Source organism: Rhodococcus sp. IEGM1428 (genome assembly GCF_050321865.1).
Taxonomy (GTDB): Bacteria; Actinomycetota; Actinomycetes; order Mycobacteriales; family Mycobacteriaceae; genus Rhodococcoides.
Map to the genome: position 1 here is coordinate 301027 of NZ_JBNQFW010000001.1, position 22885 is coordinate 323911.

At 61.3% G+C, this 22885-nt stretch carries 22 protein-coding genes; 12 read left to right on the forward strand and 10 right to left on the reverse strand.

All coding sequences use genetic code 11. From position 1 onward, the window contains the following. Positions 1–6 precede the first annotated feature (6 nt). The 3 genes from ACQR3T_RS01520 to ACQR3T_RS01530 are packed head-to-tail and all read left to right on the forward strand — an operon-like array spanning position 7 to position 2911. On the forward strand, positions 7–690 hold the full coding sequence (locus ACQR3T_RS01520) for an alpha/beta hydrolase (protein ID WP_428692313.1): 684 nt from the start codon (positions 7–9) through the stop codon (positions 688–690). A 23-nt stretch (positions 691–713) separates the two neighbouring features. Then, positions 714–1538, forward strand: a complete 825-nt coding sequence (locus tag ACQR3T_RS01525; protein WP_428693028.1) for a sulfurtransferase — start codon at positions 714–716, stop codon at positions 1536–1538. Next, positions 1535–2911 (forward strand): FAD-binding oxidoreductase, encoded by a 1377-nt coding sequence (locus ACQR3T_RS01530; RefSeq protein WP_428692314.1) that lies wholly within the window; start codon positions 1535–1537, stop codon positions 2909–2911. Before ACQR3T_RS01525 ends, ACQR3T_RS01530 begins: the two co-directional genes overlap by 4 nt. A 265-nt stretch (positions 2912–3176) precedes the next feature. Here the strand turns inward: ACQR3T_RS01530 and ACQR3T_RS01535 are convergent, their stop codons facing one another. Beyond that, positions 3177–3299: a hypothetical protein gene (locus tag ACQR3T_RS01535; protein WP_428692315.1), complete on the reverse strand. Its 123-nt coding sequence runs from the start codon at positions 3297–3299 to the stop codon at positions 3177–3179. Between the two features lie 721 nt (positions 3300–4020). Between ACQR3T_RS01535 and ACQR3T_RS01540 the strand changes: the two genes are divergently transcribed. Next, complete coding sequence (locus ACQR3T_RS01540; protein ID WP_428692316.1) at positions 4021–4725, forward strand: TetR/AcrR family transcriptional regulator C-terminal domain-containing protein; 705 nt, start codon at positions 4021–4023, stop codon at positions 4723–4725. Between the two features lie 128 nt (positions 4726–4853). Here the strand turns inward: ACQR3T_RS01540 and ACQR3T_RS01545 are convergent, their stop codons facing one another. After that, complete coding sequence (locus ACQR3T_RS01545) at positions 4854–5621, reverse strand: GAF and ANTAR domain-containing protein (RefSeq protein WP_428692317.1); 768 nt, start codon at positions 5619–5621, stop codon at positions 4854–4856. An 84-nt stretch (positions 5622–5705) separates the two neighbouring features. Here ACQR3T_RS01545 and ACQR3T_RS01550 point away from each other — a divergent pair, with 84 nt between their 5' ends. The 8 genes from ACQR3T_RS01550 (at position 5706) to ACQR3T_RS01585 (ending at position 13707) form a co-directional block, all read left to right on the forward strand. Continuing rightward, positions 5706–5954 (forward strand): hypothetical protein, encoded by a 249-nt coding sequence (locus ACQR3T_RS01550; protein ID WP_428692318.1) that lies wholly within the window; start codon positions 5706–5708, stop codon positions 5952–5954. Positions 5955–7017: 1063 nt separating this feature from the next. After that, positions 7018–8193 (forward strand): site-specific integrase, encoded by a 1176-nt coding sequence (locus tag ACQR3T_RS01555; RefSeq protein ID WP_428692319.1) that lies wholly within the window; start codon positions 7018–7020, stop codon positions 8191–8193. A 217-nt stretch (positions 8194–8410) separates the two neighbouring features. Next, positions 8411–8998, forward strand: a complete 588-nt coding sequence (locus ACQR3T_RS01560; RefSeq protein WP_428692320.1) for an SLATT domain-containing protein — start codon at positions 8411–8413, stop codon at positions 8996–8998. A gap of 10 nt (positions 8999–9008) precedes the next feature. Continuing rightward, a complete protein-coding gene (locus tag ACQR3T_RS01565) occupies positions 9009–10004 on the forward strand; it encodes an SMODS domain-containing nucleotidyltransferase (RefSeq protein ID WP_428692321.1) in 996 nt (331 codons plus the stop codon). Between the two features lie 11 nt (positions 10005–10015). Beyond that, the gene (locus ACQR3T_RS01570) at positions 10016–11437 is read left to right on the forward strand and encodes a ThiF family adenylyltransferase (protein ID WP_428692322.1); all 1422 of its coding nucleotides are present in this window, start codon (positions 10016–10018) and stop codon (positions 11435–11437) included. Next, positions 11434–11925, forward strand: a complete 492-nt coding sequence (locus ACQR3T_RS01575) for a Mov34/MPN/PAD-1 family protein (protein WP_428692323.1) — start codon at positions 11434–11436, stop codon at positions 11923–11925. Before ACQR3T_RS01570 ends, ACQR3T_RS01575 begins: the two co-directional genes overlap by 4 nt. A gap of 118 nt (positions 11926–12043) precedes the next feature. Further along, positions 12044–12910: a hypothetical protein gene (locus tag ACQR3T_RS01580; protein ID WP_428692324.1), complete on the forward strand. Its 867-nt coding sequence runs from the start codon at positions 12044–12046 to the stop codon at positions 12908–12910. Positions 12911–13191: 281 nt separating this feature from the next. Beyond that, positions 13192–13707, forward strand: a complete 516-nt coding sequence (locus ACQR3T_RS01585) for a GNAT family N-acetyltransferase (protein WP_428692325.1) — start codon at positions 13192–13194, stop codon at positions 13705–13707. A gap of 13 nt (positions 13708–13720) precedes the next feature. On the opposite strand, the gene ACQR3T_RS01590 is transcribed toward ACQR3T_RS01585, so the two are convergent. From ACQR3T_RS01590 to ACQR3T_RS01625, 8 genes are all read right to left on the reverse strand, one after another. Further along, a complete protein-coding gene (locus ACQR3T_RS01590; protein WP_269604754.1) occupies positions 13721–14965 on the reverse strand; it encodes an MFS transporter in 1245 nt (414 codons plus the stop codon). Further along, positions 14962–16296, reverse strand: coding sequence for a PP2C family protein-serine/threonine phosphatase (locus ACQR3T_RS01595; RefSeq protein WP_428692326.1), 1335 nt, complete (start codon positions 16294–16296; stop codon positions 14962–14964). The genes ACQR3T_RS01590 and ACQR3T_RS01595 overlap by 4 nt, the downstream gene beginning before the upstream one ends. A gap of 128 nt (positions 16297–16424) precedes the next feature. Beyond that, on the reverse strand, positions 16425–17231 hold the full coding sequence (locus ACQR3T_RS01600; RefSeq protein ID WP_428692327.1) for an aminoglycoside phosphotransferase family protein: 807 nt from the start codon (positions 17229–17231) through the stop codon (positions 16425–16427). Continuing rightward, entirely contained in the window at positions 17228–19663 is a 2436-nt protein-coding gene (locus tag ACQR3T_RS01605; protein ID WP_428692328.1) for a B12-binding domain-containing radical SAM protein, read from the reverse strand. The genes ACQR3T_RS01600 and ACQR3T_RS01605 overlap by 4 nt, the downstream gene beginning before the upstream one ends. A 91-nt stretch (positions 19664–19754) precedes the next feature. Next, a complete protein-coding gene (locus ACQR3T_RS01610) occupies positions 19755–19934 on the reverse strand; it encodes a hypothetical protein (protein WP_269604746.1) in 180 nt (59 codons plus the stop codon). A gap of 63 nt (positions 19935–19997) precedes the next feature. Beyond that, positions 19998–20312, reverse strand: coding sequence for a hypothetical protein (locus tag ACQR3T_RS01615; RefSeq protein ID WP_428692329.1), 315 nt, complete (start codon positions 20310–20312; stop codon positions 19998–20000). Continuing rightward, complete coding sequence (locus ACQR3T_RS01620) at positions 20272–21312, reverse strand: radical SAM/SPASM domain-containing protein (RefSeq protein ID WP_428692330.1); 1041 nt, start codon at positions 21310–21312, stop codon at positions 20272–20274. Before ACQR3T_RS01620 ends, ACQR3T_RS01615 begins: the two co-directional genes overlap by 41 nt. Then, entirely contained in the window at positions 21309–22073 is a 765-nt protein-coding gene (locus tag ACQR3T_RS01625; RefSeq protein WP_269604740.1) for an aKG-HExxH-type peptide beta-hydroxylase, read from the reverse strand. The genes ACQR3T_RS01620 and ACQR3T_RS01625 overlap by 4 nt, the downstream gene beginning before the upstream one ends. Positions 22074–22885 lie beyond the last annotated feature (812 nt).

A 22885-nucleotide genomic window follows, 5' to 3' on the forward strand; every position in this document is an offset into this window, starting at 1 on the left:
TCAGTCATGACAGCCATAATCGAACGTCCGACACTCGAGTTCGACGAGCCGGCAGGCGTCGGCCCACGCGGAACACTGATAGTCCTTCCGGGGCGAGGAGACTCGCCCGGTGTCTACGCCCGGTTCGGTGCACGCATCGCCGTCGACGCGTACCGGGTGCGTGTGGTGCACGGCCCGGCAGAACTTGCCGATACGGTCGCGGCCGCCGTGGGCCCGGTGGTGTTGGTCGGTATCGACACGGGAGCGATCGACGCGTTGCGCGCGGTGCAGGACGACGGGATCGAGGCTGCGGCACTGGTATTGGTCGGTCTACCCAGCGCGGGCGATCGAGGCCCGACCGAATGGGAAGACGAGGTCACCGCGCGAGCGAGCTGCCCGACGCAGCAGGCGCGTCTGCGTAGCGACGATCTTGTGGAGGTGGGTCGGTTGGCTCGGCCCGTCGAAGACGACGTCGTATTGGCCAGTACGCGTCCAATTCTCGCGTTGCACGGTGCCGACGATTCGATAAGTCCACTGGCGCAAGCGAAAAGCCGCTACGCAGGTGCATCGAATGTGCGTCTGCTGTCGGTGGCCGACGGTCGACACGACGTACTGAACTCGCTCAACCACCGCACCGTCGCGGCCTCGGTGGTGCTGTTTCTGGAATCGCTCAGGGCCGAGACCGAACTGGTCGAGGAGGTCGCGCTGTGACGACTCCGCATGGTCGCGAGAAGTTGATTCTCTCCCCGGGCCGGCTGAACGCTGCGCTGCACAGCGCCGTTCCGCCGGTGGTGCTCGATGTCCGGTGGGCCCTCGGAGACCCGGACGGGCACCGCCACTACCTCGATGCTCACATTCCCGGTGCGGTGTTCGTCGACCTCGACACCGAGCTGGCCGCTCACGGCGAGCCCGAGGACGGACGCCATCCCCTGCCCACCGTCGAGACTCTTCAGGCTGCGGCGCGGCGGTGGGGACTGCGAGCCGGCATACCCGTGGTGGTCTACGACAACACCGGTAATCTCGCTGCCGCGCGGGCGTGGTGGCTGCTGACCTGGGCAGGTGTGGCGGACGTGACCCTGCTCGACGGGGGATTGTCCGCTTGGATCGGCGCAGGCAACGAGACGGTGTCGGGAGAGCAGACCCCCTCCGAGCCGGGCGACATCGTGCTCACCGGGGGACATCTACCTACCGTGACAGCCGACGATGCTGCTGTACAAGCGGATTCGGGAACGTTGATCGACGCGCGGGCGGCCGAGCGGTACTCCGGTGCGGCCGAACCCATCGATCCGAGAGCCGGCCACATTCCGGGCGCGGTGAGTCTGCCGACGGCCGGTAATCTCGACTCCGACGGCACGTTTCTCCCGGCCGAGGTGCTGCGTGATCGCTTCTCCGAGGTCGGTCACGACGTGGCGGTGTACTGCGGTTCCGGAGTCACCGCAGCCCACGAGATCTTCGCCCTGAAGCTCGCAGGTATCGACGCTGCGCTCTATCCGGGTTCGTGGTCACAATGGTCCACGGACCCGGCCCGTCCGGTCGCAACCGGAACGTCGCCTCGATGACGGCGGTGGTCGATACCGATTTCGTCGGCGAACTGAGTTCTCTCTTCGGTCGAAAGGCGGTGTTCGACTCAGCTGTGCTGTCGAGTCTGAGCATCGACAGGTCCGGTTGGGAGCCCGAGGGTTCACCCGTGGCGGTGGTGTTCGCGGAGTCGACCGGCGACGTGTCGGCGCTGTTGAAGGCCGCGGGACGGTTCGGTGTTCCGGTCGTCACCAGGGGCGCGGGCACCGGACTGTCCGGTGGGGCAGTGGCGCGATCGGGTGAGGTGGTGCTGAGCCTGGAAAGAATGAACAGCATCGTCGAACTGTCCGAGCAGGATCAGGTCGTCCGAGCGCAGGCTGGCGTGATCACTGCCGACATAGATTCGGCCGCAGCAGAAGTGGGGCTTCGCTACGCTCCCGATCCGGGAAGTGTCGCGATTTCGACCATCGGTGGCAACATCGCCACCAATGCCGGCGGTCTGAGGTGTGCCAAGTACGGGGTCACCAAGGACTCGGTACTCGGACTCGAAGTGGTGCTCGCCGACGGGCGAGTGGTGAGAACGGGCGGGCGTACCGTCAAAGGTGTTGCGGGATATGATCTCACGTCACTGATCGTCGGATCCGAGGGAACGCTCGGTGTCGTGACCGAAGCGACGCTGCGATTGCGACCAGCCCCCGCGTCCACCGACACCGTCGCAGCATTCTTCGGCTCGGTTGGTGAGGCCGCTGCTGCTGCGTCGGCGATCACCGCGGCCGGATTACAGCCGTCGGTATGTGAGTTGTTGGACTTCGCGTGCCTTCGCGCCATCGATGCGGCCGAGGGAACCGCGTTGAGTGCAAGAGGAAATGCATTCCTGCTGGTTCAAGCCGACGGTGCCGGATCGGCGTCCGAGGCCGCTCTCGTCGAGCAATTGCTGGAGCCGTTGGCAGCGTACGTCGAGCGAAGCGTCGATGCACAGTCCGCAGACGAGTTGGTGCGCATCCGGCGCGGTGCGTTACCTGCATTGGAGCGGCTCGGGCGAGTCCTGATCGAGGATGTCGCGGTGCCGCGATCGCAGCTGGGTCCGATGACCGACCGTATCGAGCGCATCGCCGACGCGCACGGAGTGACAGTGGCGACGATGGCCCATGCCGGGGACGGAAACCTGCACCCGATCTTCGTCGTCCCGAGTGGGGAGATACCGGCCGAAGTGTGGACAGCGGCCGGAGAGGTATTCGGTGCAGCACTCGAATTCGGTGGCACCTTGACTGGTGAGCACGGCGTTGGACTGCTGAAAAAACAGTGGCTCGGCGACGAAATCGGCAGCGAAGTCGGCGAATTGATGCACGGAATCAAAGCCGTGTTCGATCCGAGAGGCATTCTGAATCCCGGTAAGGCCCTCCCAACGCGATGACGGTCCTGTCAGTGTCTGGCTGGATACCGAAACAGCGCGGATCGCGTCAGGATCTGCCATTCGATCACCCCCGATAATCGCAGCACGAGCAAAGTATTGAGCTAATGGAACTGGTCACTGCCGGTCAATACAAGGCCAATACGCCAACCGATATCGGGGCGGGGAATGTGAAGCCAGTGCCTGGGATAATGGTTCCCATTCGGGCGCGGCGACCGGCACCCCGACTGCGTACTCATTCTGTAGGTCCACAGTTTGTGGACTTCGATCAGGTATATGGAACCCAGGCGCCCATGCGGGCGTTGAAGGTCCATTCGATGCCCTCGAAACTCACGGGGCTGTCGGGGTCGGCGGGGTCGAGTGGTTCGGCGAGGCCGGAGTCGATGGCCATGTCCATGTCGTCGGCGGGGATGGTGCGTACTTGTCGGGCCGCTCCAGGCGCGTGGTCAAGTCGCCTGCGTCCACGACGTCAGCACTCGAGGCGCGTAGCGCCTCGACCAGACCTGCCAGCCTTAGAGCGGCAGGTGCGCGCTCCACACCCATGCAGTACGCGCCTGCGCTGCTCGGCACACCCAACACGGTGACCCTGGCCGAGACATCGAAATTTGACTTGATCAGCGAACTTGACGACTGCGGATCCTGGTGGTCCCGAGCCTGCCATAGCGGACACCGCGCTGGCTCGGATGTTATCCGGGCCGCCGGTTCGGCGATGTCATTTTGAACGCTCGCACTGTGACCAGCAGTGATGAATACGCGAGAGATCCGAGGACCTTGCAATGGACACCATGGTCGAGGGAACCTTGTTCGCCTAGGCCCGGACCAGCGTCGGGGATTGGCTTGCTTATAACCACGGTTCGTTATTGACCAGCTGACCGGTCTCGTTCGTGTGTTCGCGAACCTCTCGATGGATCAGCGGCGAGGAGCGCAGCACAGTCGCCGCTACCCACCAGCGTGCAGTGTTCTGCGCGCGCAGACTGGTGGGCGTACGTCGACGGCCTGCGGGTACAGTCGACAACTCATCTACGATTGTTTCTGGGCAGCGGGTCTGTTCGGTCTCCGGGGGAGGATCCCGCGCTGGCGCTTCTCGAGCGTCCCTGCGTATGTGGAGGGGGATGGTGTTGCAGTCGAATCAGCATTCGCCGCCGGTCAGAGACGGAATCAACCGCGAGTACGTCGTCGCGGTAGCCCTGTCGATCATCGACCGAACCGGCCTGGAGAGTCTGTCAATCCGCAGGCTCGCGTCATCGATTCACCGCGACCCGATGACCGTCTATCGCTACGTGCCGACGAAGCAAGCGCTACTCGACGCCGTCGCCGACTCGGTTCTGGACACTCTGATCACGGTCGACTCAGCCGACCCCGACTGGCAGCGTCAACTCGGCATCTTTGCCCGGCATTACCGCGCTCTCGCCCTCGAACATCCAAACGCCGCGGTTCTTCTGGCGACGCGTCCTCGCTCGACCCCTCTGGGGCTGGGAACGCGCAGCACGTTGACACCCCTCGAAAGTATTCTGAAACTCCTGATTGACTCGGGATACACTGTGCCGGAAGCAATTTCTGGCTATCGCTGTCTTTTGTCGTTCTTGCGAGGCCACATACTCAGCGAAGCTCAGGAGTCAGTGGAGCGTCCCGACGACACTGCTGACCGCCGCAGGATTGCGACGCGTCGGCTTCCCTCCGACCAGTTTCCCATGCTCTCGGCACTCCCGCCGATCGTCGCCGAATACGACGGAGCCCGCGAGCTCGAATACGGGTTGGAGACGCTGGTCCGCGGATTGAACGATATCCTCCATGGAACTGGACAACAGCTGCCGTGACGGGTTGACCGACGCTGACGAGTCCCGAGCGGTCAGACGCGCTCAGGCGGTGTGACCAAACTGGACGGCTTCGCCGCTGTCCAGGACGCGATGCGACGGGCGGGGAGAAGCTTTCTACGGGATCTTTGTCATTTGCCTGTTGAATGCGTCTGGGTGCGTCGATCGTGTGGGACCGAACAGTCGGCAACGAGGTGGACGGCGAGATCGCGGATTTTTACGTCTCTGCTCTGTAACAGCTCGGTGAGCATATCGAATGCGGCGTCGACATCGGTTCTGTGGATCGCCATGAGCATGCCTTTGGCCTGCTCGATCGGTGCTCGGTGAGACATGGCTGTGCGGAGCCCGGTGTTCTCGGTGCGCATGTCGTCGAATCGTTCGTAGTCACCGAGTGCATGCGCGAGCGCGTCGGTCAGGGCGGTGGCTATCGCGACGTCGCGATCATCGAACGCGGACGGTCTCTCTCCGTACAGAATGAGAGACCCGAACCGGGTGTGCGAGCTATAGAGCGGGGCAGCGAGGAACGAGTAGATGTTCTCCTGGCGGGCGGAGGCGGCGAAGTCCGGCCAGCGTCGATCGGATGCGATGACGTCGACGCGGACCACTTCACCGGTGCGGGCGGCGTGCAGGCACGGCCCGTCCCCGGCTTGATATTGATCGGAGTCGACGATCAGCGTGCGCACGTCACTGTGGACCGCGGTGAAGGTGCGCTCCGCGACCGCGACGGTCACCCCGCAGCTGGACGCGCCGTCGATCGCATCAGCAGCGAGGGATACCAGCGGTCGCGAAGCGACAGTGAGGTCGGCGTCGTCGGTGATCGTCGCACCGAGGGCGGTCAGTAGGTCCGAGGACTGCTCGGGTCGATTCCACCGTACGGTCGGCGCAGCGATACTGGGCAACGAACACTCGGGGTGAGTCGCGATGGGCTCTCCTATTGTCCGTCAGCTGGATTGGGTCGTAGGGGAGCTCAGTAAGCTGCTGGAATGACGATTCTGAGGTTCATTAATAATCGGTTGGACGAGGCAGAGCTCAATCTGCGGGAGCGGACCGGTGAAGACGAGTTTCCTGAGCATAGCGACTTCGGGACATTCCGAAGGATGGCGCGAGACATTGAGGCTCGTACTGGCGATGACCTGATCGGCCACGACACTCACGATGCGATTCTGAAGCTCATCGCGGGACATTGGTCAGAGCATGACGACTTTGAGCGTGCGTGGTTCATCGATAAGTGAAAGAGCCGGTGGTGTGCGGGCCCATGTTTGCGCCTTGTGACTTGGCTGCGCGGAGTACTGATACGACAGCATTTCGAACTTGTCGTAGTACCGGCGACCTGTGAGCCGTCAGGTGGCGTCACTGAGTATCGCCGCGACGGCCTTCTCGGCCGGCTCCGTAAAACCAAGACGGACCAAGCGGGTCGCCGGGCGGCGAAATTCAGGCTGCACAACGACAGTGACGAAACACGCCCGCTCGACACCGAAGTGCGGTTGGGTCACACAGACGCACTTGCCTACTGACCCAGGCCGGTGTCGGTGTGCGACGAATAAGTCTCGTTGCCACGAGTCCGCACAGTCTGTCGATTCGGCATGGCGCTCTCCGTCCACCCGATACCGTGACTGTCCGGCACAGATCGGGACTGTCCGGTGTCGGAGGATCGGCGGCAGTTCGGTGTCACGAGAGTGTCACAAGTCGGTACTATCGAGCATGGACTCGTCAGGACGACAATGCACGAAAAGCGTTGCAAATAAACAAATATCGAGTCCATTGTAGTCTACGTGGATCCACTTCCAAGGACTTAAAATTCGCACAGTGTCGGTTCGAGTCCGACTGGGGGCACCGGAGTCCATATGGATCCAGATTACTGGACTAGGACAGTGCTTTTGGGGTGGTAGCATGGACTTTGGTGGCTTCCCACGGATCTGAGTGGACAACCGAGACAGCGGATTTCAGATCCGCGCGGGATCTCGCTTCATCGCCGCCGTATCTTCGCATTCGTGCAGCTCAGGGCTGGTTTATGTGTTCAATCGTCGTCTTCGCGTGAGGCTCGATGTCACGAGGCTGTCACAACTTGATCTGACTGACCTCGTCGATACCCGCGACATCTCGGGCCCGGTCATAGAAACGGTTGTGCTGAAACAGGTTTCGCATGCATGTCGGCCTAAGCGCCCGAGAGCTACGGCACGACGAAACAGTCTCCGAAGTCGCCCACGAAAATTGCATTTTCCGCAGCATCTAAGGGGAAAAGCCAGCTCAGTTTTGTGCTGCAGGCGTGTCGGCGACCTGCGCTAGGCTGCCGATATGGACTTCCGACCAGGCCGAACATCCGCCGTGGCCACCGTTCCGGGCTCTGCCGAAGCTGGCAGGTCGGTCGCTGTCGAGCCGGAGATCCCACCCGCTGTCGCGAAGCGGATCGCGAGTGCCGTGCACTCCTCCCGGTCCGAGGGAACCCGCAAGACCTGCGCCGCGGCGTGGAGACGCTTCACCACCTGGTGCGAGACGAATGGTCACGTGACGCTACCGGCGCATCCGATCACCGTCGCCGCCTATCTCGTCGACGCATTGGACACCCGAACCGAAACGGGGGAGCGGGCCTACGCCGTCGCTACGTTCGGCACCTGGATAGCGGCGATCAACCACCAGCACCGAACTACCGGTCATCTCTCGCCATCAGCACATGAACTTGTCACAGCAACCCCGTCCAGAATCCGGCGGGAGTATGCCGCGTCGGGAGACCGGCCCCGCACCCCGCGAGACCCGCTCCTGGTCGACGACATAAAACTTCTCGTCGAGACAGCACGAAAGCGATCCCGCGGCTGGGCCGACGATGTCCTCGAACGCCGCGACTCGGCGATCCTGCTTCTCGGGTTCGCCGGAGCATTCCGGCGCAGCGAGCTCTCAGAACTTGTCTGCGGCGACGTGGCCGTGCACCGGCACGACGGCCTCCACATCCGACTGCGGAAGTCGAAGACCGACCAAGAAGGCAGCGGAGCAGTGAAGGCCTTGCCGTATACCGAATCCCATGAGACCTGCCCGCCCTGCGCCTACGTTCGCTGGGTGCAGGTCGTGGCTGCGTTCGATGTCGGTGGACGCCCGTCTGTGATCCGCTTACTCCGGAAGCGAGAACCGTTCAGCGAGCACGTATGTCGTGGGGGAGTACCGCGCACCGCCGCCCGCGCACCGCTGTTTCGCGCCGTCGCGAAGAACGGCAACCTGGGCGCAACGTCATTGTCCGGAGCAGCGGTCCACCAGACCATCCGCCGCCGCGCCGAACACGCCGGATACGACCCCTCGGTGCTGTCAAAGCTAGGTGGACACTCGCTCCGCGCTGGCTTCGTCACCCAAGGCACCCGCAACGGTGCCGACGGATCCGCCATCGCCCGGCAGACCGGCCACGCCAGCCTCGACTCGGTCGAGGTCTACCGCCGCGAGCATGCGCCACTGATTGGCAACGCCGTGACCGACATCGGACTTTGATGGGCAGGACGCGAGCCCCACAACTCGCTCATGTGGCAGGCGTCGCGGCCAAGCTACTGCGAATTCCATGAATGTTGTTCGCAATATGTCGTGTCATCTAGATTCCAGGGGCACAACATGTAGTGTATGAGACCAAAGGGGCGGTTCTTCGACGGTAGTGCTGACAACAGCACTAGGCCGACCAGAGCCGATGCGCGCTCGATGAGAGGGATTCTTCATGTGGTTTCGAAAGCAGAAGTCGGAGCCTACGACACCGGGCGAGCACTACGCGGTGCCATCTGACGTTTCCTCCGACCTCACAGCGATAGGAAAAGAACTTTCTCGTCTAGAAGAAAGCGCTCGATGGTCCAGCCAAAACCAGTTTGAGCAAGGCAAGTTCTGGCGTGGTTGCAACCTGGCCCTGGGAATACCAGCAACCCTTCTCGGTCTGGGCGGCGGCGGTGCGGCAATTACTGATCTGTTGCCCGCGTTAGTGGTTGGGGCAGCCACGCTAGGAGCGGCGGCTCTCACCGGCATCATGACCGTCTTAGGTGCAGAACGCCGCGCTCGAACCGCGCAGACCTGCGCCGACGCCTTCCACGACATTCAAGACGACGCGCGCCGCATGCTGTTGGTCGACCTTCGATCATCGGATTCCTTGTCTGCTCGAGACGATCTTCGCGCGCTGACAGACCGGTACTCCGAAACCCGACACACTGCGGAAGCACCCGCCGGTCTGTTCTACCGAAGGGCCCGCAAGAACCTCTCTCGCGGTGGGCAAACGTTCGCCATCGACCATCCCCAGCAGACCAGCCCCACCCCATAGGAGCACCGACATGGCCGAGCTCGCTACTCAGTTCAAGACCGCACAGTCAAACATCGAACCAAGCCCTGACGATTGGGACAACGCACCGTCTGCTCATGACGAAGTGGGCACCGTACTGGCCGCCGACGAAAAACTCAAAGAGTGGGGAATCAATCCCATTCTCATTGGTTCATACGGACGCCGGGTATCGATCAGGAGGGTCTACGACGTCGATATGTTCTGTCGACTCGATGACTACCCGACTGATGTCGACGCCTCCGAGGTACTCGGACGAGCCTACAACGTCCTTGTAGACCAGTATGGGGATAACCATGTCACCCTCTACGACACGTCTATCACCGTCTTAATTCCCGACGCAGACGGCCTTTACATCGATGTCGTGCCGGCTCGTAAAGCCGAGGACGTCTGGGAGATTCCCACCGACAACGGCTGGCTGAAGACCAATCCGGTCAAATTGACCGAGCTCAAAGAAGCAAAGAACGCTGACTACGACGAACTGTATGTCCCCTGCGTCAAGCTCCTAAGGCAAGCTCGCCGGACATTGATGGGCCAAGAAGCGAAACCAGGTGGGTTCACCGTCGAGATGGCGCTGTTTACCGCATGCGAGGAAGGACAGGTGTCGGGCCAATCGATGGCCGAACTGTTCGCGTCCGCCGTTGAAGGGGTGGCTGATGTCTTCCGGCGAATCGCCGACGACGGGTTCGAAATACCCGATCCGACGATGGACGGAGAGGTACTCAGCTTCGACGAAGGAGCAGATTTCGAGACCGCACGCGACACGTTTGCCGCCGCCGCCGCCGACGCACGCGCTGCGTACGACATGGCAGAGGATCAGGCAGGTAAAGCTGCACTACTTCTGCAGGGAATCCTCGGTGCCAATGACGATTTCGACAACGTTTTCCCCATGCCCGCCGGGTATAGCCCGAACGGCGCCCCGAAAGCCCACGTAACCGAGCGAAAGCCAGGCGATCGGAAACCCACGCCCGGCAATCTTCGTTTCGGCTGACCGGTCCACCGATGCCAGCATGGGAAGAAGAAATCGCCTACTTGCGAGAGACCTTCATCAACGGTCTCGTCGGTCGCGGATATCGCCTGGTCAGTGACACCTCGAAGGGGATTGTCAGTAACGCAACGCTCAGCAACAGCCACCTGACCATCGCTCTGCCGCCAGGCTTTCCATACCTTCCACCTATCGTCACGACCCGCAGGAAAGTACTTTCGACATGGCATCAGGACGCGAACGGAACACTCTGCTTATACACCCGCACAGACCGCGATACCCAGCCGTGGCTCGACCCGAAAGCCTTCCTCGACCGAATCGAATTGTGGTTCACGACCAACGCTGACGGATGGCCGGAAGACACACCCGTGCTCGACATTGAGGCATACCTCGACATGCCCGTCGAACCTCGGGTGGTCATCTACTCAGAGCTGAACGAACCGCGCCAACATCTGCGGTTTCGCCCTGACGGCCTCACCATCCGCGACGCTGGAGCGGGCAAGGTACCCAAAAACAGCACCAAGGGAATGCTCGGCGGATACGTAACCGACATCGGGCACCTGCCGAGCCCGCCGAAGAATTGGAACGACCTAATAGCTCTCGTCCCGAACCGGCAGCAAGTCGAGAATGCGATCAAGCGCCGTCGTATTCAAGTCCTGCTTCTCCGGTATCAGCGGTCCGGTCAGGCTGGGGTTCTCGCGGTCACTTTTGGCACACTCGGTACCGAAGACCGGACGCCCCGAGTCGCCTTATCAGCATCCGCCGACAGGGCGACGATGAAACTCCGAGCAGGACCTGACTCAGTCGCACTCACCACCAAACATGTCTATGTTGTCGGTGCCGGGGCTCTCGGCTCCTTCATATGTGACGGACTCTCGCGAGCAGGCCTAGGGAAGCTCACTATCCGAGACGGAGACATACTGCGACCGGGCAACACGACGCGACATTTCGTCACGGAGGACCACCGCTATGGCAAACGCAAGGCACAAGCTGTCAAGGATGAACTACTGGCCCGGCCATACAACAACGCCGACCTGTTCACTGACGAAACACCGCTAACCGATCCGCAACAAGCCTTTGACCTACTCGCCGAATACGACCTCGTGGTGGACGCCTCTGCAGACGGTGCCGTCACCTCGATGCTCGAAGACGCCGCACGATCTTCCGGACGCCGTATGGTCACCGTCTGCGTTCAGAACGAGGGCAGGACGCGGCGCGTCGACGTCATCCCGCCCCACGGCGGCGCTCCGTCACTACCCACAACGAAACAGCATCCTTCTACCAGCCCAGAAGCATTCGAAGCCGGTTGCGGCGAACCCATCTCGGTTACCCCTCCTCACGCCGTAGCGGAAACAGCAGCAATGGCGGTACGCCACATTATCGGAACCCTCACCGGTAGACCGCCGACACCCGCCGGTGAGAAGCGAGAGGACCCGTGACTGCGCCACGAAGACCGCAACTGTCACTCACCCAACAGGCTCACAACGCGCTACGCGCGCACGCGCGCGCATCCAGAAGGTGTGAGTATGGGGGAGTACTCGTCGGCTACCGAACACAAAACGGACTGCATATCGAGGACGCCTTGCTAGTACCCGACCACACTGCAGCGCGCACGCACTACCTGCGCCGGGGACGTGACGCTACAACGGTTCTCGCAGAATATCTGGACCTTCAGTCTGATCCAGTCATCGGATACGTTGGCGAATGGCACACCCACCCTGCCCCGGCACCACCTAGCGCAATCGATCACGCAGCGATGCGTCTGATGTCATCGAAGAACAAGCGACCGGTCGCGTTGGTCGTAGCGGCACTCGAACTCAACCATCGAGACATTCAGCTGTACGCGATGCTCAGCACACCAAGCTCACTGCCAAGACGACTCCTTGGTCGCTACCACGACGTCCTCCTCGACGTGGCTTCGCTCTAGCTCTGAGCGCCACGGATTGAACACAGGAGAGTGCAGCGCCGAGGCGTCTGCAGGCCAGGCCGCGTCACGCCCGAAACAACACGAACACCAACTCGCACGTTCACCCGAAGGATCAGATGTGAAACCCAAACGTATTGTCTCCAAAAAGGAATCGACCGATGAGCTGCTCGCCCGGCGCATCGTCGAACACAACTCGGCGGTTGTCCTCGTCCTGCATGACGACGGTAGTGAAAATGGCATGGTCGACTACCGAGTCCATCGCAGTATCGGGGCAGACGGTGTCGGAGAACATCTCGGCGTCCTTGAAGTAGGTACAATAACCAACCCCGAATTCCGAAGCTCGTTGAGCCAACACCGTAAGCGGCACAGGGGATTCGATGCTCCCGCTTTGACGAAGAGCTGGCGGGTAATCTGTCAATTTGGCGTGGTCTTTCGTGGCCTGGAGGATCGACTGACTCGTCTACTCCACAAACTGGAGGAGCAAGGTCTCGAAAATCTTCGCCTCGTGCGATCGGACCCCAACGCAGCAAGGTTCTTTGAGGAGATTATGAATTTGCCCGGCGTCGTGGAAGTGATGAGAATTCCCGACGGCTCAATGACCACGCAAGTTGTCACAACGTTCATGTGGAGCACGACCGGTAATACGGATCCGGACCTCACACTTGAGATGGTAGAGCAGTTCCTCTCCAGCGACGGCAAGGACCCCGCCGGCATCCGTAAGAAAGTCACCTCGGAACCGGACTTCCCCTATCGCGGCATCTACCTGCACCTGGACGGCGCACCGGAGCTTGTAGAAGATTCGGAGTTTACCGAGTATCGACAGTTTGCGACTCCGCTCGAGTTCAACGTCATGCCCTCCAGAGAGCCCGACCTACCGCACGGCTTTACCGACTTGTGGTTGGTCGGAAAGTCAGGCCTCGGATGGCACTGGAACCAAGACCAGGGGTGGACTTTCGCGGAATCACCTCCTGCGCCCGAAGCCTGACGTCCTTCTCTGTTGCACTGGCTGAGAGGCCGCCATCTCGGATTAGTGCCAACAGGCCTCAGGTCAACCTGTTCTTGACGGTGCGGTAACTGGCCTCCCAAGGTCTGCACAGCACCTATGCGTCGAATCCAGGAACCAGCGGCTCGCGTGAAGCCCCGGTTGGTGTTCCGTTCCGAGCCACTGAGTGTGGGCGCTGCCGTGGCAACAACAGACAACGACGAAAAATGGGGCCATTGGGCGAAGGTCTGAGCAGCGCCGGCTGGCTCGCATATCTTGTACGTATGGAGCTCATCTTCGATGCAGGAGAATACTCAGTTTCCGAGGTCGGGCCAGATGACGGCCCTGCGCAGTTCTTGCCCGTGTTCAACAGCAATCCAAATTTTTTGGATGCCAGTACGTTGCACACCGGTGTCGAGACTTTTACCGAAGAAGATGTCGAGATGTTTCTGTGGCACAACACGGTCATGGAGAACTCGCACTGTCTGGTGATTCGCGCAAGCGAACGGGTGGTCGGTGCGCTGACGCTGCTTGTTCCGCATCCCCGTGAAGAGCAACCGTGGGTCGGGAGTTTCGTCGTCGACGCCGATGAAGGTCTCGACCGCGTCGGTGAGCCAGTTCTCGGCGCGCTGGAACGGACGTTGGCTGGGTCGGGGTGGACGAGTGTGTTCGTCGGGCCGATGGTGAGTCAGCAAGAGAGCATCGCGTGGTGGCGCAAGCAGGGATACCGGCCTATCGAGCTACGGCTGGACAATGACAAGCGTGAAGTGGAAGTCCACCGCAAAGAACTCTGCGGTTGACGCTCGGGCTCAGTTAATCGCCCCCAGTGCTACTCCCGCTAACGCCTGGTGCGTCCAGTGCGCCTGCCGGCAATCTGATCACCAATGCGGTTAGTGCCACCAGAGCGATACCGGACACAGCAATCACGGCGCGCACGCTCACTTCTCGCGCGATCACGCCCCCAACCAAGGCACCCACCGGAAGTGATCCCCACGCTGCCATACGGTAAGTGGTGGTCACCCGCCCCAAGATGTCCTCCGGAACGATTCGCTGGCGCGCCGAGACCGTCAGCACGTTCCACACCATGGTCATCGCGCTGTTGATCGCGAGCATCGCGCCTGCCACGATCGGTCCAGCCGACACTGCCAGAATCACGTAGCTGGTGCCTGCACCGACGGTGGACAACACCAGAAGTGACTTCACCCGGATACGGCCGAGTAGGCGGCCGGTCAGAGCCGTACCGGCAACGCTACCGAGCGCGGCTGCCGACAAAAAAACACCATATCCGATGTCGCTCATTCCCAGGTTGCGCGTGGCGAACAAGACGAGAATGCCGCCGACCATCCCGTCGAAGAAACTCAATCCCATCACGACGGTGATCAGTCTGCGCATGATCGAGTCGGACCATGACCATCGGAACCCGATGGTGGCTTCCTCCCTGATGTTTCTGCGAAGTGGGACATCACGAGATTGGCGGTCGTGCTTCCAGATAGTAGTGAGCAGAATGCACGACACGGCGAAGGTGGCTGCGTCGAACGTGAACGGTGCGGCGTAACTAATCGAAATCAACCACGCGCCCAGCGGAGGACCGATGAACAGTGCCGCTGTCGCTTGCGCGCCGAACAGCTTGGCGTTGCCGGATTCGAGGTCACTGTCCGCCACCAGAGTGGGGATCACTACCTGAGCGGCCGAATCCGCCAACACATCGGCGAATCCCAGCATGAGCGCCGTACCGATGAGAAGGCCTATGTGGCCTCCGGTCGCTGCGACCGTCAGCGCGAGTACCGCAACGATGACTCCGCGGAGCACGTTGATCGCGCTCATCAGTCGTATCGGACGAAGTCGATCGACCACTAGACCAAGAACCGGGGCGGCCAGCCAGGGCAGTTGGCCCGCAGCAGCGACGATACTGATCAATCGTGGATCGGCCGTTAGCTGTGACGCCAACAGCGGCATTGCGACCAGCCGGACTCCATCACCGATGTTGGATATCCCGGACGCAGCGACCAATGCACCCAGTGCTGTTCGTTTTGTGCGAGATGGGGGTGTCGCCGTCACGCGATCGTGTCGACTTCCATACGGCGTATCCAACCGGGCTCGGGCCGGTCGACACCGACGTGGGGTGCCACGATAGCCGCTACCCACGCGGTGGCGTTGTCTTGACCGCCCAATTCTTCGGCTCTGCGGCACAATTGCGAAGCGAGCAGCGCCGGCGATGGTTGCGCCCGCGCGAGTTCTTCCAGCGCATCCTCGAACTGCCAGCAGTCGCTTCCTCCGTCGACAGAGTGGCCACGGCTTGCGCCGTCGCTGACGACGACGACGATGTCTCCCGTATGGAGGTGGATGTGCCGTTGATGCGGGGTGATGGCGTCACCGACGCCGATCGCGCGGGTCACGACAGCGAGATCTTCCGGTCGAATCGGGTGACCTTCGCGTGTCCGCTGCGCAATGATCGAATCCTCGGGCGTCAGTCGAGTGACAATGACTCCGCGATCGGTACGACGACACAAGAAGGCCACCGAATCTCCGACCGATGCGGATTGCATCGCGCCGTCTGCGGTGATGCGGAGCCCAATGGCGGTGGCGGCGGGGCGCTGTCCGGGTCCCTCCATGCCGCGCCGAGCCGCGAGGCTGCGCAACTCGTTATGGCACGTCTGCAACCAGTGTGCGGGGTGCATGTTGTCATCCTCCCAGCACTGGTGTAGCTGCGTCGCAATGGTTTCGGCGGCGAGTAGTCCCGTGCCGTTTCCGCGTCCGGACACGCCATCGGCGAGAAGGGCGACGACGGTTCGGTCTGTTCGATCCCAAAGTGCGACGTCCTCGTTGTCTCCGTTGGTCCGTCCCTGCGCCTTCTGCCATCCGGTTACGCTTTCCACGGCCGCTGCCAGGCGGGACTCGGGTATGAACGCCGATGATGTCGACGGCAGGGATGCGGTTAGATCCGATGCTGTTGCTGCGCGGTGGTCTGCTATCGGGTGCACCGCCTTTCGGACGAAATGATCTGCACCCAAGGGCCATTCGCCGCCCAAGACCCCTGCCATCACGAGGGCATCGTGTCGATCGTGGGGCCATCGCCCGGCCAACGCACGTACCAGGACTGTTGCAATGATGTAGAGATCGCGGCCCGGTCCGGGTTCGGGCGGATCAGTGAACGGCGCTTGCCATGTGGAGACCACGTCGGCCATACCCGGGAGCATCGCGGCGCTCAATGCACCCTCCCAACGCAAACTCCACGTCGTCAGGGCGGCGAGGCCAGTCGAATGGGCGTCGTTCAAGATCCGTGTGACATCGACGACGGCGTCGAATAGTTGTTGCGCATCCAGTGTCAGCCCTCGGTCGAGTTCGTCCACCAGATTCGGCGGAAGCGGTCGGACCCAGTCAAGTGTCACGGCAGACGGCGCGATCGCGTGTGTTCGTCTGTCTGGGCGCAGTTCTCTGTGGTCACCGACGAATGGGAGCGGAATCGAAATGCTGGAGGCCGAAGATGCTGGCGTCGGTGGGCGCTGCTGTTCTTGGTTCACCGCAGCGCATCGCTGAATGTCGAATGATGTCGGGCGAGAAAGGCCTGCCTCGATCTGATTCGGTCGAGTGCTCCGCCCTCGACCATGGAGCGGTACGCGGTATGCCCAGAGCGTGCGAGGTCGGTCAGGGTCGTGTGGTTCCGTTCCTCGTTGTCTTCGATTGCGGCCAGTATTTCGATCCGTTGCGTACTGTCGTCGACGCCGTAGTCGTCGAGGAATTTACGTAGCCTGTTGCTGGTGCGTAGGCCCGATACGATGTCATCATCGTCTTCTTCGCCCCTGAGTGGTATCCATTGACTGGCTGCGACGGCGAGCTCGTACACGACGCTGCTGGGTGCTGCTCGATCGAAATCGATCAAAGCAATTGCAGTGTAGTCTTTCTCGCTGAAGACAATATTTGAGCGAACGGTGTCGTTGTGGCCCAGTATCCCTCCCTCTCGGTACTGTTCGGGCACGAAGTCCGCCCAATTGGTCCACCGATGGAAATCGAATTCATCAACGGCGTCGTGGTAGCTGCGTAGCAACGATGCGACGCTGGTGGCGGCTTGTTCCGTCCGCGACCATTGTGGTGGCGGCAGCGAAGGAGCGCGGCCTGGGATGAACGACAGCAATTCGTAGTCGCCCTCGACACCGAGCACACGGGGCGCTCCTGGGAATCCTTGTGCCTCGAGATGCCGGAGGAGAGCGTGCACCGCCGTGCTCCACGAGCCCATGGGCCGTCGCACTGTGCTACCGACCCGAACCACTTTACCCTGGTGGGAGGCACCGCCCGAGAGGACCTCGACCGATATCGGCGTCGTCATTGCACACCTGCGGCAGCGCGGTTGTCGACTTCCGCGGTCCGGTCGACAGCGGTGTCGACATACAAGAATCCCAGCTCGGCGAGATCGTCGAACGTGGACTGCGCCAACATTGTTCGCGCCGGATCGCTTACCGGAAACCACGCCGACACTTGCGATCGCGCGGTTGGTTCGAGGCTGCAGCTGAGCCAGACAACCTGCCCGATGGTGCCGATGCGAACCGTGTTGCCGTTGGTCGGGTGATGCAGGATGACGTACCCGGTCGGGTCAGTGGTCTCGAGCACCGCCGGTTCGGCGACGAACAGTGGGTTGGGACTCAGGACCGTTTCGTTTCGTTCTGTTCGGAGGAGGCCATGCCGGACCAGCAGCGCGACGAGCTCCCTGCCGGTGACGCCGCCCCACTGTATGGAGTGCTGGGCGAAGAACTCCGCGACCACCCGAGCGGAAGGCATCGATCTCAAAATTGTCTCGTCCTTGGCATGAGGCCAGTTGAGCTGAACGAAGGTGTCGAGGTCGCCGTTGTAGAGGACCAACGCAGCTTCGTCACCCGAGGGGTCGGCCGCCCACGGCATCATTGTGCACGTTCCGGAAATCGTCAGTCGATCCGAATCGCGCACTGGGCGGGCGACGATGGCGACGCGTCTGGTTTGGGCCAGGGGGGCCTGTGCACAGGCACGGAGGAAGGTGAACTCCTCCACCTCCGACAGTGCGATGCGGGTGTGGCTGCGAAACCACACGTTTCTCTCGATTACAGTGTCGTCGCGTGCCTGACGAGCGAGCAACTCCGACTCGGTGCGGTCGAGTCCGCCGCCGTTGACGGTGTAGTCCCGGGCGAGAGCGAGGTCATGTCCGTCAGGTGGATCGAGTATGGAAATCCCGAACTCATCGGGGTGCTGGCCGATCGGTGAATGGATGTCCAGAACAAAGGGCGCGCCGCCCCACGTCGCGTAAGGGTTACCGAAGTGGTGTCGTGCTCGATCGATCACGGACTTGGCGTAGGTGATCGTGCGCTGAGCCTCGTCTTTGGTTTCTCCGGGAAAGCCGTGGATGACGAACAGGTGGGGAGGGACGCCGGCGGCGAGCATGTATTCGATGGTGTCGTCGATGTGTCTGAGCTTGGTGCCTTTACGCATCAGATCCAGGACCCGTTGGTTGTAGCTCTCCAGGCCGAAGTTCAGGCGGCGACAGCCGGAGGCATAGAGCAGATCCGCCAGTTCCTGGTCGAATCCGGCGGCGAAGCGTGTCTCGCCGTACCAGTAGATGTCCATACCTCGGCGGACGATCTCGGTCGCCACCTCGCGCAGTACGTTCAGCGTCATGATTTCGTCGACAAACATGAAATGTCGGGCTCCGTACTGGGCGTTGAGAGCTTCCATGTGGTCTACGGTCGTTGCTCCGGGTCTGCGCCGGAAGTTGTTGGATGCGAATGGGATAGAGCAGAACGCGCAGGACCATGCGCAGCTGCGCGAGGCGTAGAGCGGCAGGATCGGGCCCGGTGCGAAGTACCGGTCCAAGGGCATTTCCGAGAAGTCCGGTGGGGCAACCGAGTCCAGCTTCACAGGGCGGGGAGCGGTGTGGTTTACATTCCCGTCGTCGCCGGCGACCATCACTCCCGCAATTCCTGCGCCATTTTCGCCGGCGTGGAAGGCTCTCACGAGCGAGGGGAGCGCTTCCTCGCCTTCTGCGAGTACGAACGCGTCTACGAGGTCGAAGAAGGGGTGGCGCACTTGCCACGCTTGAACCATGCGGGTTGTGTAGTTTCCGCCGCATATGATTTTGATGTCGGGGCGTAACCGTCGGATTCGTCGTGCCATGGTCATCGCCGCGATGAGTTGGGTATCCGCGGATATGCTGAGGCCGACAACTCCGATTTCGGGCGCGGACAGAATCGACTCGGGGAGCATCCGCTCCTGGGCCCAGCAGTAGAGGTTTCGTTCGGGGTCATCGGTGGCCGCGAGAACCGCGTCGGTGGACGTTGCCGCGTAGTACAGCTGGTTCGCCACCAAGTCGAAAGAAAAGTCCTCGAATGCCGCTGATGCACACCACATTGCGTTGCGCATCACGGTGCGTGCCCAGGTGTGTCGTTGTGCGTCGGCCAGGGTTGCCGCGTCGCGAATGACCGTCTTCGCCTCATCGATCGAGGCAAGCACGTGGGGGTGGACCAAGATGGCCTTGGCTGACAATCGTTGGTCAGCGGTTTTAGTCAGTCGTGGTGCGAGGGCTTGCTGTCCTTCCCTGCTGAGAATCCAGTCCAGCACGGCGATGCTGGCGTCGTGGCTGCGTACCGCGAGGCCATGATCGCGGAGCACTCCCGCCAGGAGCGGGATGGCAAGGTGCGGGGCGTAGGCATTCCATAGTGGGGGGTTGATCAGGAGCGTGGTCGAACCAGGGTCTGGGTCGGATCCGGGTACACGCAATTGAATCGGCTGCGCCACATTGATTCTCCATCTGGGTTTGACGAGCTGGGCCTCGTATCCGGCGAGGTGCTGCCGCGACTGGAAGGTGCCACGGCAGCATCTCGTCCGCTCACGCGTCGTCGGCGTCGTCGAGTCGGAAGCCTGCGCGCATCGACGGCAGCATCGCGTATTGCGATACGGATCGAATCTCCGGCTGAATGGTTTCCACCGCAGGATCGCCCAGTGGGGTTTCCCGCAGCTTGCCCTTCAGGCGTTTGAGCAGCGCATCTCGGTCGTTATGATTGGTCATTGGATCACCTCCTCGGTCTTCTCAGGGCAGCGCCCCCGTAAGGGTCGAGCTGCGTGGTCAGGCTTAAGCCGAGTACACTTCGGCTGGCTGGGGTGTCTCAAGGACTCCGTTGCCGAGCAGGGTCGTCACAACGTCGTCGAATGCGGACTGCGCTTTGTCCATCGGGGTGTCGGACGGAACGTTGTCTACGAAATCCTCGAATATCTGCTTGCGCTCTCGGCCGTCGCACAGCTCGAAAATCAGCCACGAATGCGCGTCGAGGTAATGCAAATTGGGGGTCGAGGGCGTGTACACCAGCAGGCAACCCCATTCGGGAACCGAGCGGACACGAAGGTTGTCAGGTTTGCGGATCACGGCGTGGGGGGAGAACGCTGACATCGATACCTCCATTTGTTGTGGTGCAGAAAGGATCAGGCGCGTTCCAGTCGCCTGTGAATGCGAATGCGGTGGAGCGACAGCCGCCCGCAGAACCCTGCGTTTCGGCGCAGTCAGGGCAGTGAGGGTGCACTTGCCGCTTCCGTAGATGCTCGGCGTGCGGATGGTGCCAAGTCGACAGGAAGTCTTGGGTGCGTAGGTCGCCGAAGTTGACGAATTCTCTGAGGTAGGAACATCCCACCGAGCGTCCCGAGGAGGTGACGCCTGTTGATTGCCAACAGCAATTAGCGTCGCGTGGATGCCAGGAACGCATGAGGTGGATGCCGTCGGGTACCTCGACCTCGGCCAGTGCTTGCATCTGTTCGGGCAGGGTCAGCGCCATCTCCTGCCAACTGTCGCGTGCCCTGCCGAGAGGGTAGAGCCGCAGAATACCGACCCGTTTCGCCCCGAGGGCTACCGCCATGTCGACGAAGTCCTGCAACTCGGTCACATTGCGTCGGGTCATGATCATCAGCGCGGCCGGGTCGAGACCGTGCTCGACCGCAACCTCGAAGCCCCGCTTCGTCTTCTCGAACGCCCCGCTGGTCTCGTAGTGCCAGTCGTGGGTCTCGGCAGATGCGCCCATGAAATCGACCACCACGCTGCCAACGCCGACTTCCTTGAGCTTGGTGGCCATGGCGGCGTCCAGCAAAGTGGCGTTGGTACGAAGCCGGATTAGGATACGGTCGGTGCACGAGGCCAGAATCTCGAAAAGATCTGGGCGAACGAGCGGTTCGCCGCCTTCCATCAGAAGCTCGATGACACCTGTATCGGCCATGTCTTTCAACACCCTGATGAACTCTTCCGTTTGGAGTTCGTCCGTCGGTGGTTCGGATCCACAGTCGCCGTAACACTGTTTGCAGCGCATGTTGCACGCAGCCGTTATCTGCAACCAGCCCTTGACCGGTGTGTGAAGTACGAGGTCGAGCGGAGCTCGGATATCGTCGGTGATCGAATCGGTCATTGAGTGCCCTCCTGCAGAATGGTCGATATGTTGTGGTGCGCGTGGCGAAGCCAGGACAGAAATGCCCGTCCGTGCGCGTTGAACTGAGTGAAATGGTGCGGTGTCAGGGCACCCAGCAGGCTGTCGGCTCGACTCCTTGCTTGCGTTGCACTGCGCGAAACCGCTTCGGCGTCACACCCTGCAGGTACCGATTCCCGGAGCCGTTCGAGGAAGTACGTCAGGTGCACGTAGACGTGGGACGCGGCCGTCGTACGGTCGATGCTCCACTGGGTATCGGGAGGATGCCACGGCGGCCGGATGGTTGGTGCCGAAGCGGGATCGTAGGTCGCGCCGTAGATCGTGTACAGCAACTGAAGATCGTAGAGCTTTTGGTGTGTCGATTCGTGAAGTAGTGCTTCTGCTGTACGCACGACGTCACCGGCCATGTCTCGATTCAGATACGCCGCGCGTGGTAGCCGGCGATCGCTGGCACTCTCGAACGCGTCGGTGCCGTCAACCAGGAAGACGAACGACGTGTGGGGCAAGATGCCTGCATACAAGTCGGGAACGACTGCACGGAGCAACTTTACGGCGTCTTTGATACTGGAGGTCTCGGCTGCGGTGGCACCTACCAGCCTGATGTCGGTGCCAGAAGGATTGAGGACGTCATCGAACAATCGGGAATGAGTGATGGTCCACGGCGTCGCAGGAGCGTCCGCGGAGATTATTTCCGCACCTGACGGCCAGGCGCGAGGCGTTGCGGGGGTTAGGTTGCGTGTCACAGGAGCGAACGAAGTGAAGCCGGACAGTGAAACGCCTCGGGTTTGCGCGTGGAAATCGTCCAGCCAACGCCGCCCTACGGTGTCGTCGGACAGGCCATGCGTCGGCGTAATGTCCGCACCATGTAGCTCCTCAGCCACTTCAGCCAGGAGTGAATACGTAGCTTGGGCTTTGGCCAACAGGGCATTGGACTCTGCATAGATGGATCCCGTCGTCAGGACCCCATGAGGCTCGGATTCTCCGCGTGTGTGCATTTGCACGCCGGAGGATTGAAGAACCGAAGAACTGATGTTGCTCACGAATAAGCCCCCTGCGGACCTCGACCTAGTGGCACAAGTTACGGGTTTCAATGACGCCGATAGCCACGGTAACCGAGTTGCGTCCCATGTGGTCTCTTTTTGCGTAAAAACCATGTGAACCACGAAAGCTGTTCGTTCGCAGTGCAGTTGAAACCAATACTTAGCTATGCCTAATTAAAAAGAACGCAAAATATCGGCCCTTTTTACAGCACACCAATATCTGTAACGACTTGGGTAAATGTGTAATTTATTGCAACGGACACGAGCTTTATTTGAGACATGCTCCGGCGGGCCATCCGCCGCGTATCGTTCATTATCCCAACGCAGTTCGCAGCCAGAGTGACGCTCTTCCGCTGAAGGTTGGCGCAGATGGACCCGGCCCGGGCTTCGCGGGGGCGTAGGCCACCGTTACGTCAGACGATCCGGAGTAGCGCTGCTGATCTGTCTGGCAAACAACGCATTCCGTTGCAGTTCCCGTACGCCAAACGCTTCTGTCGTTTGGTTTGATACCATCT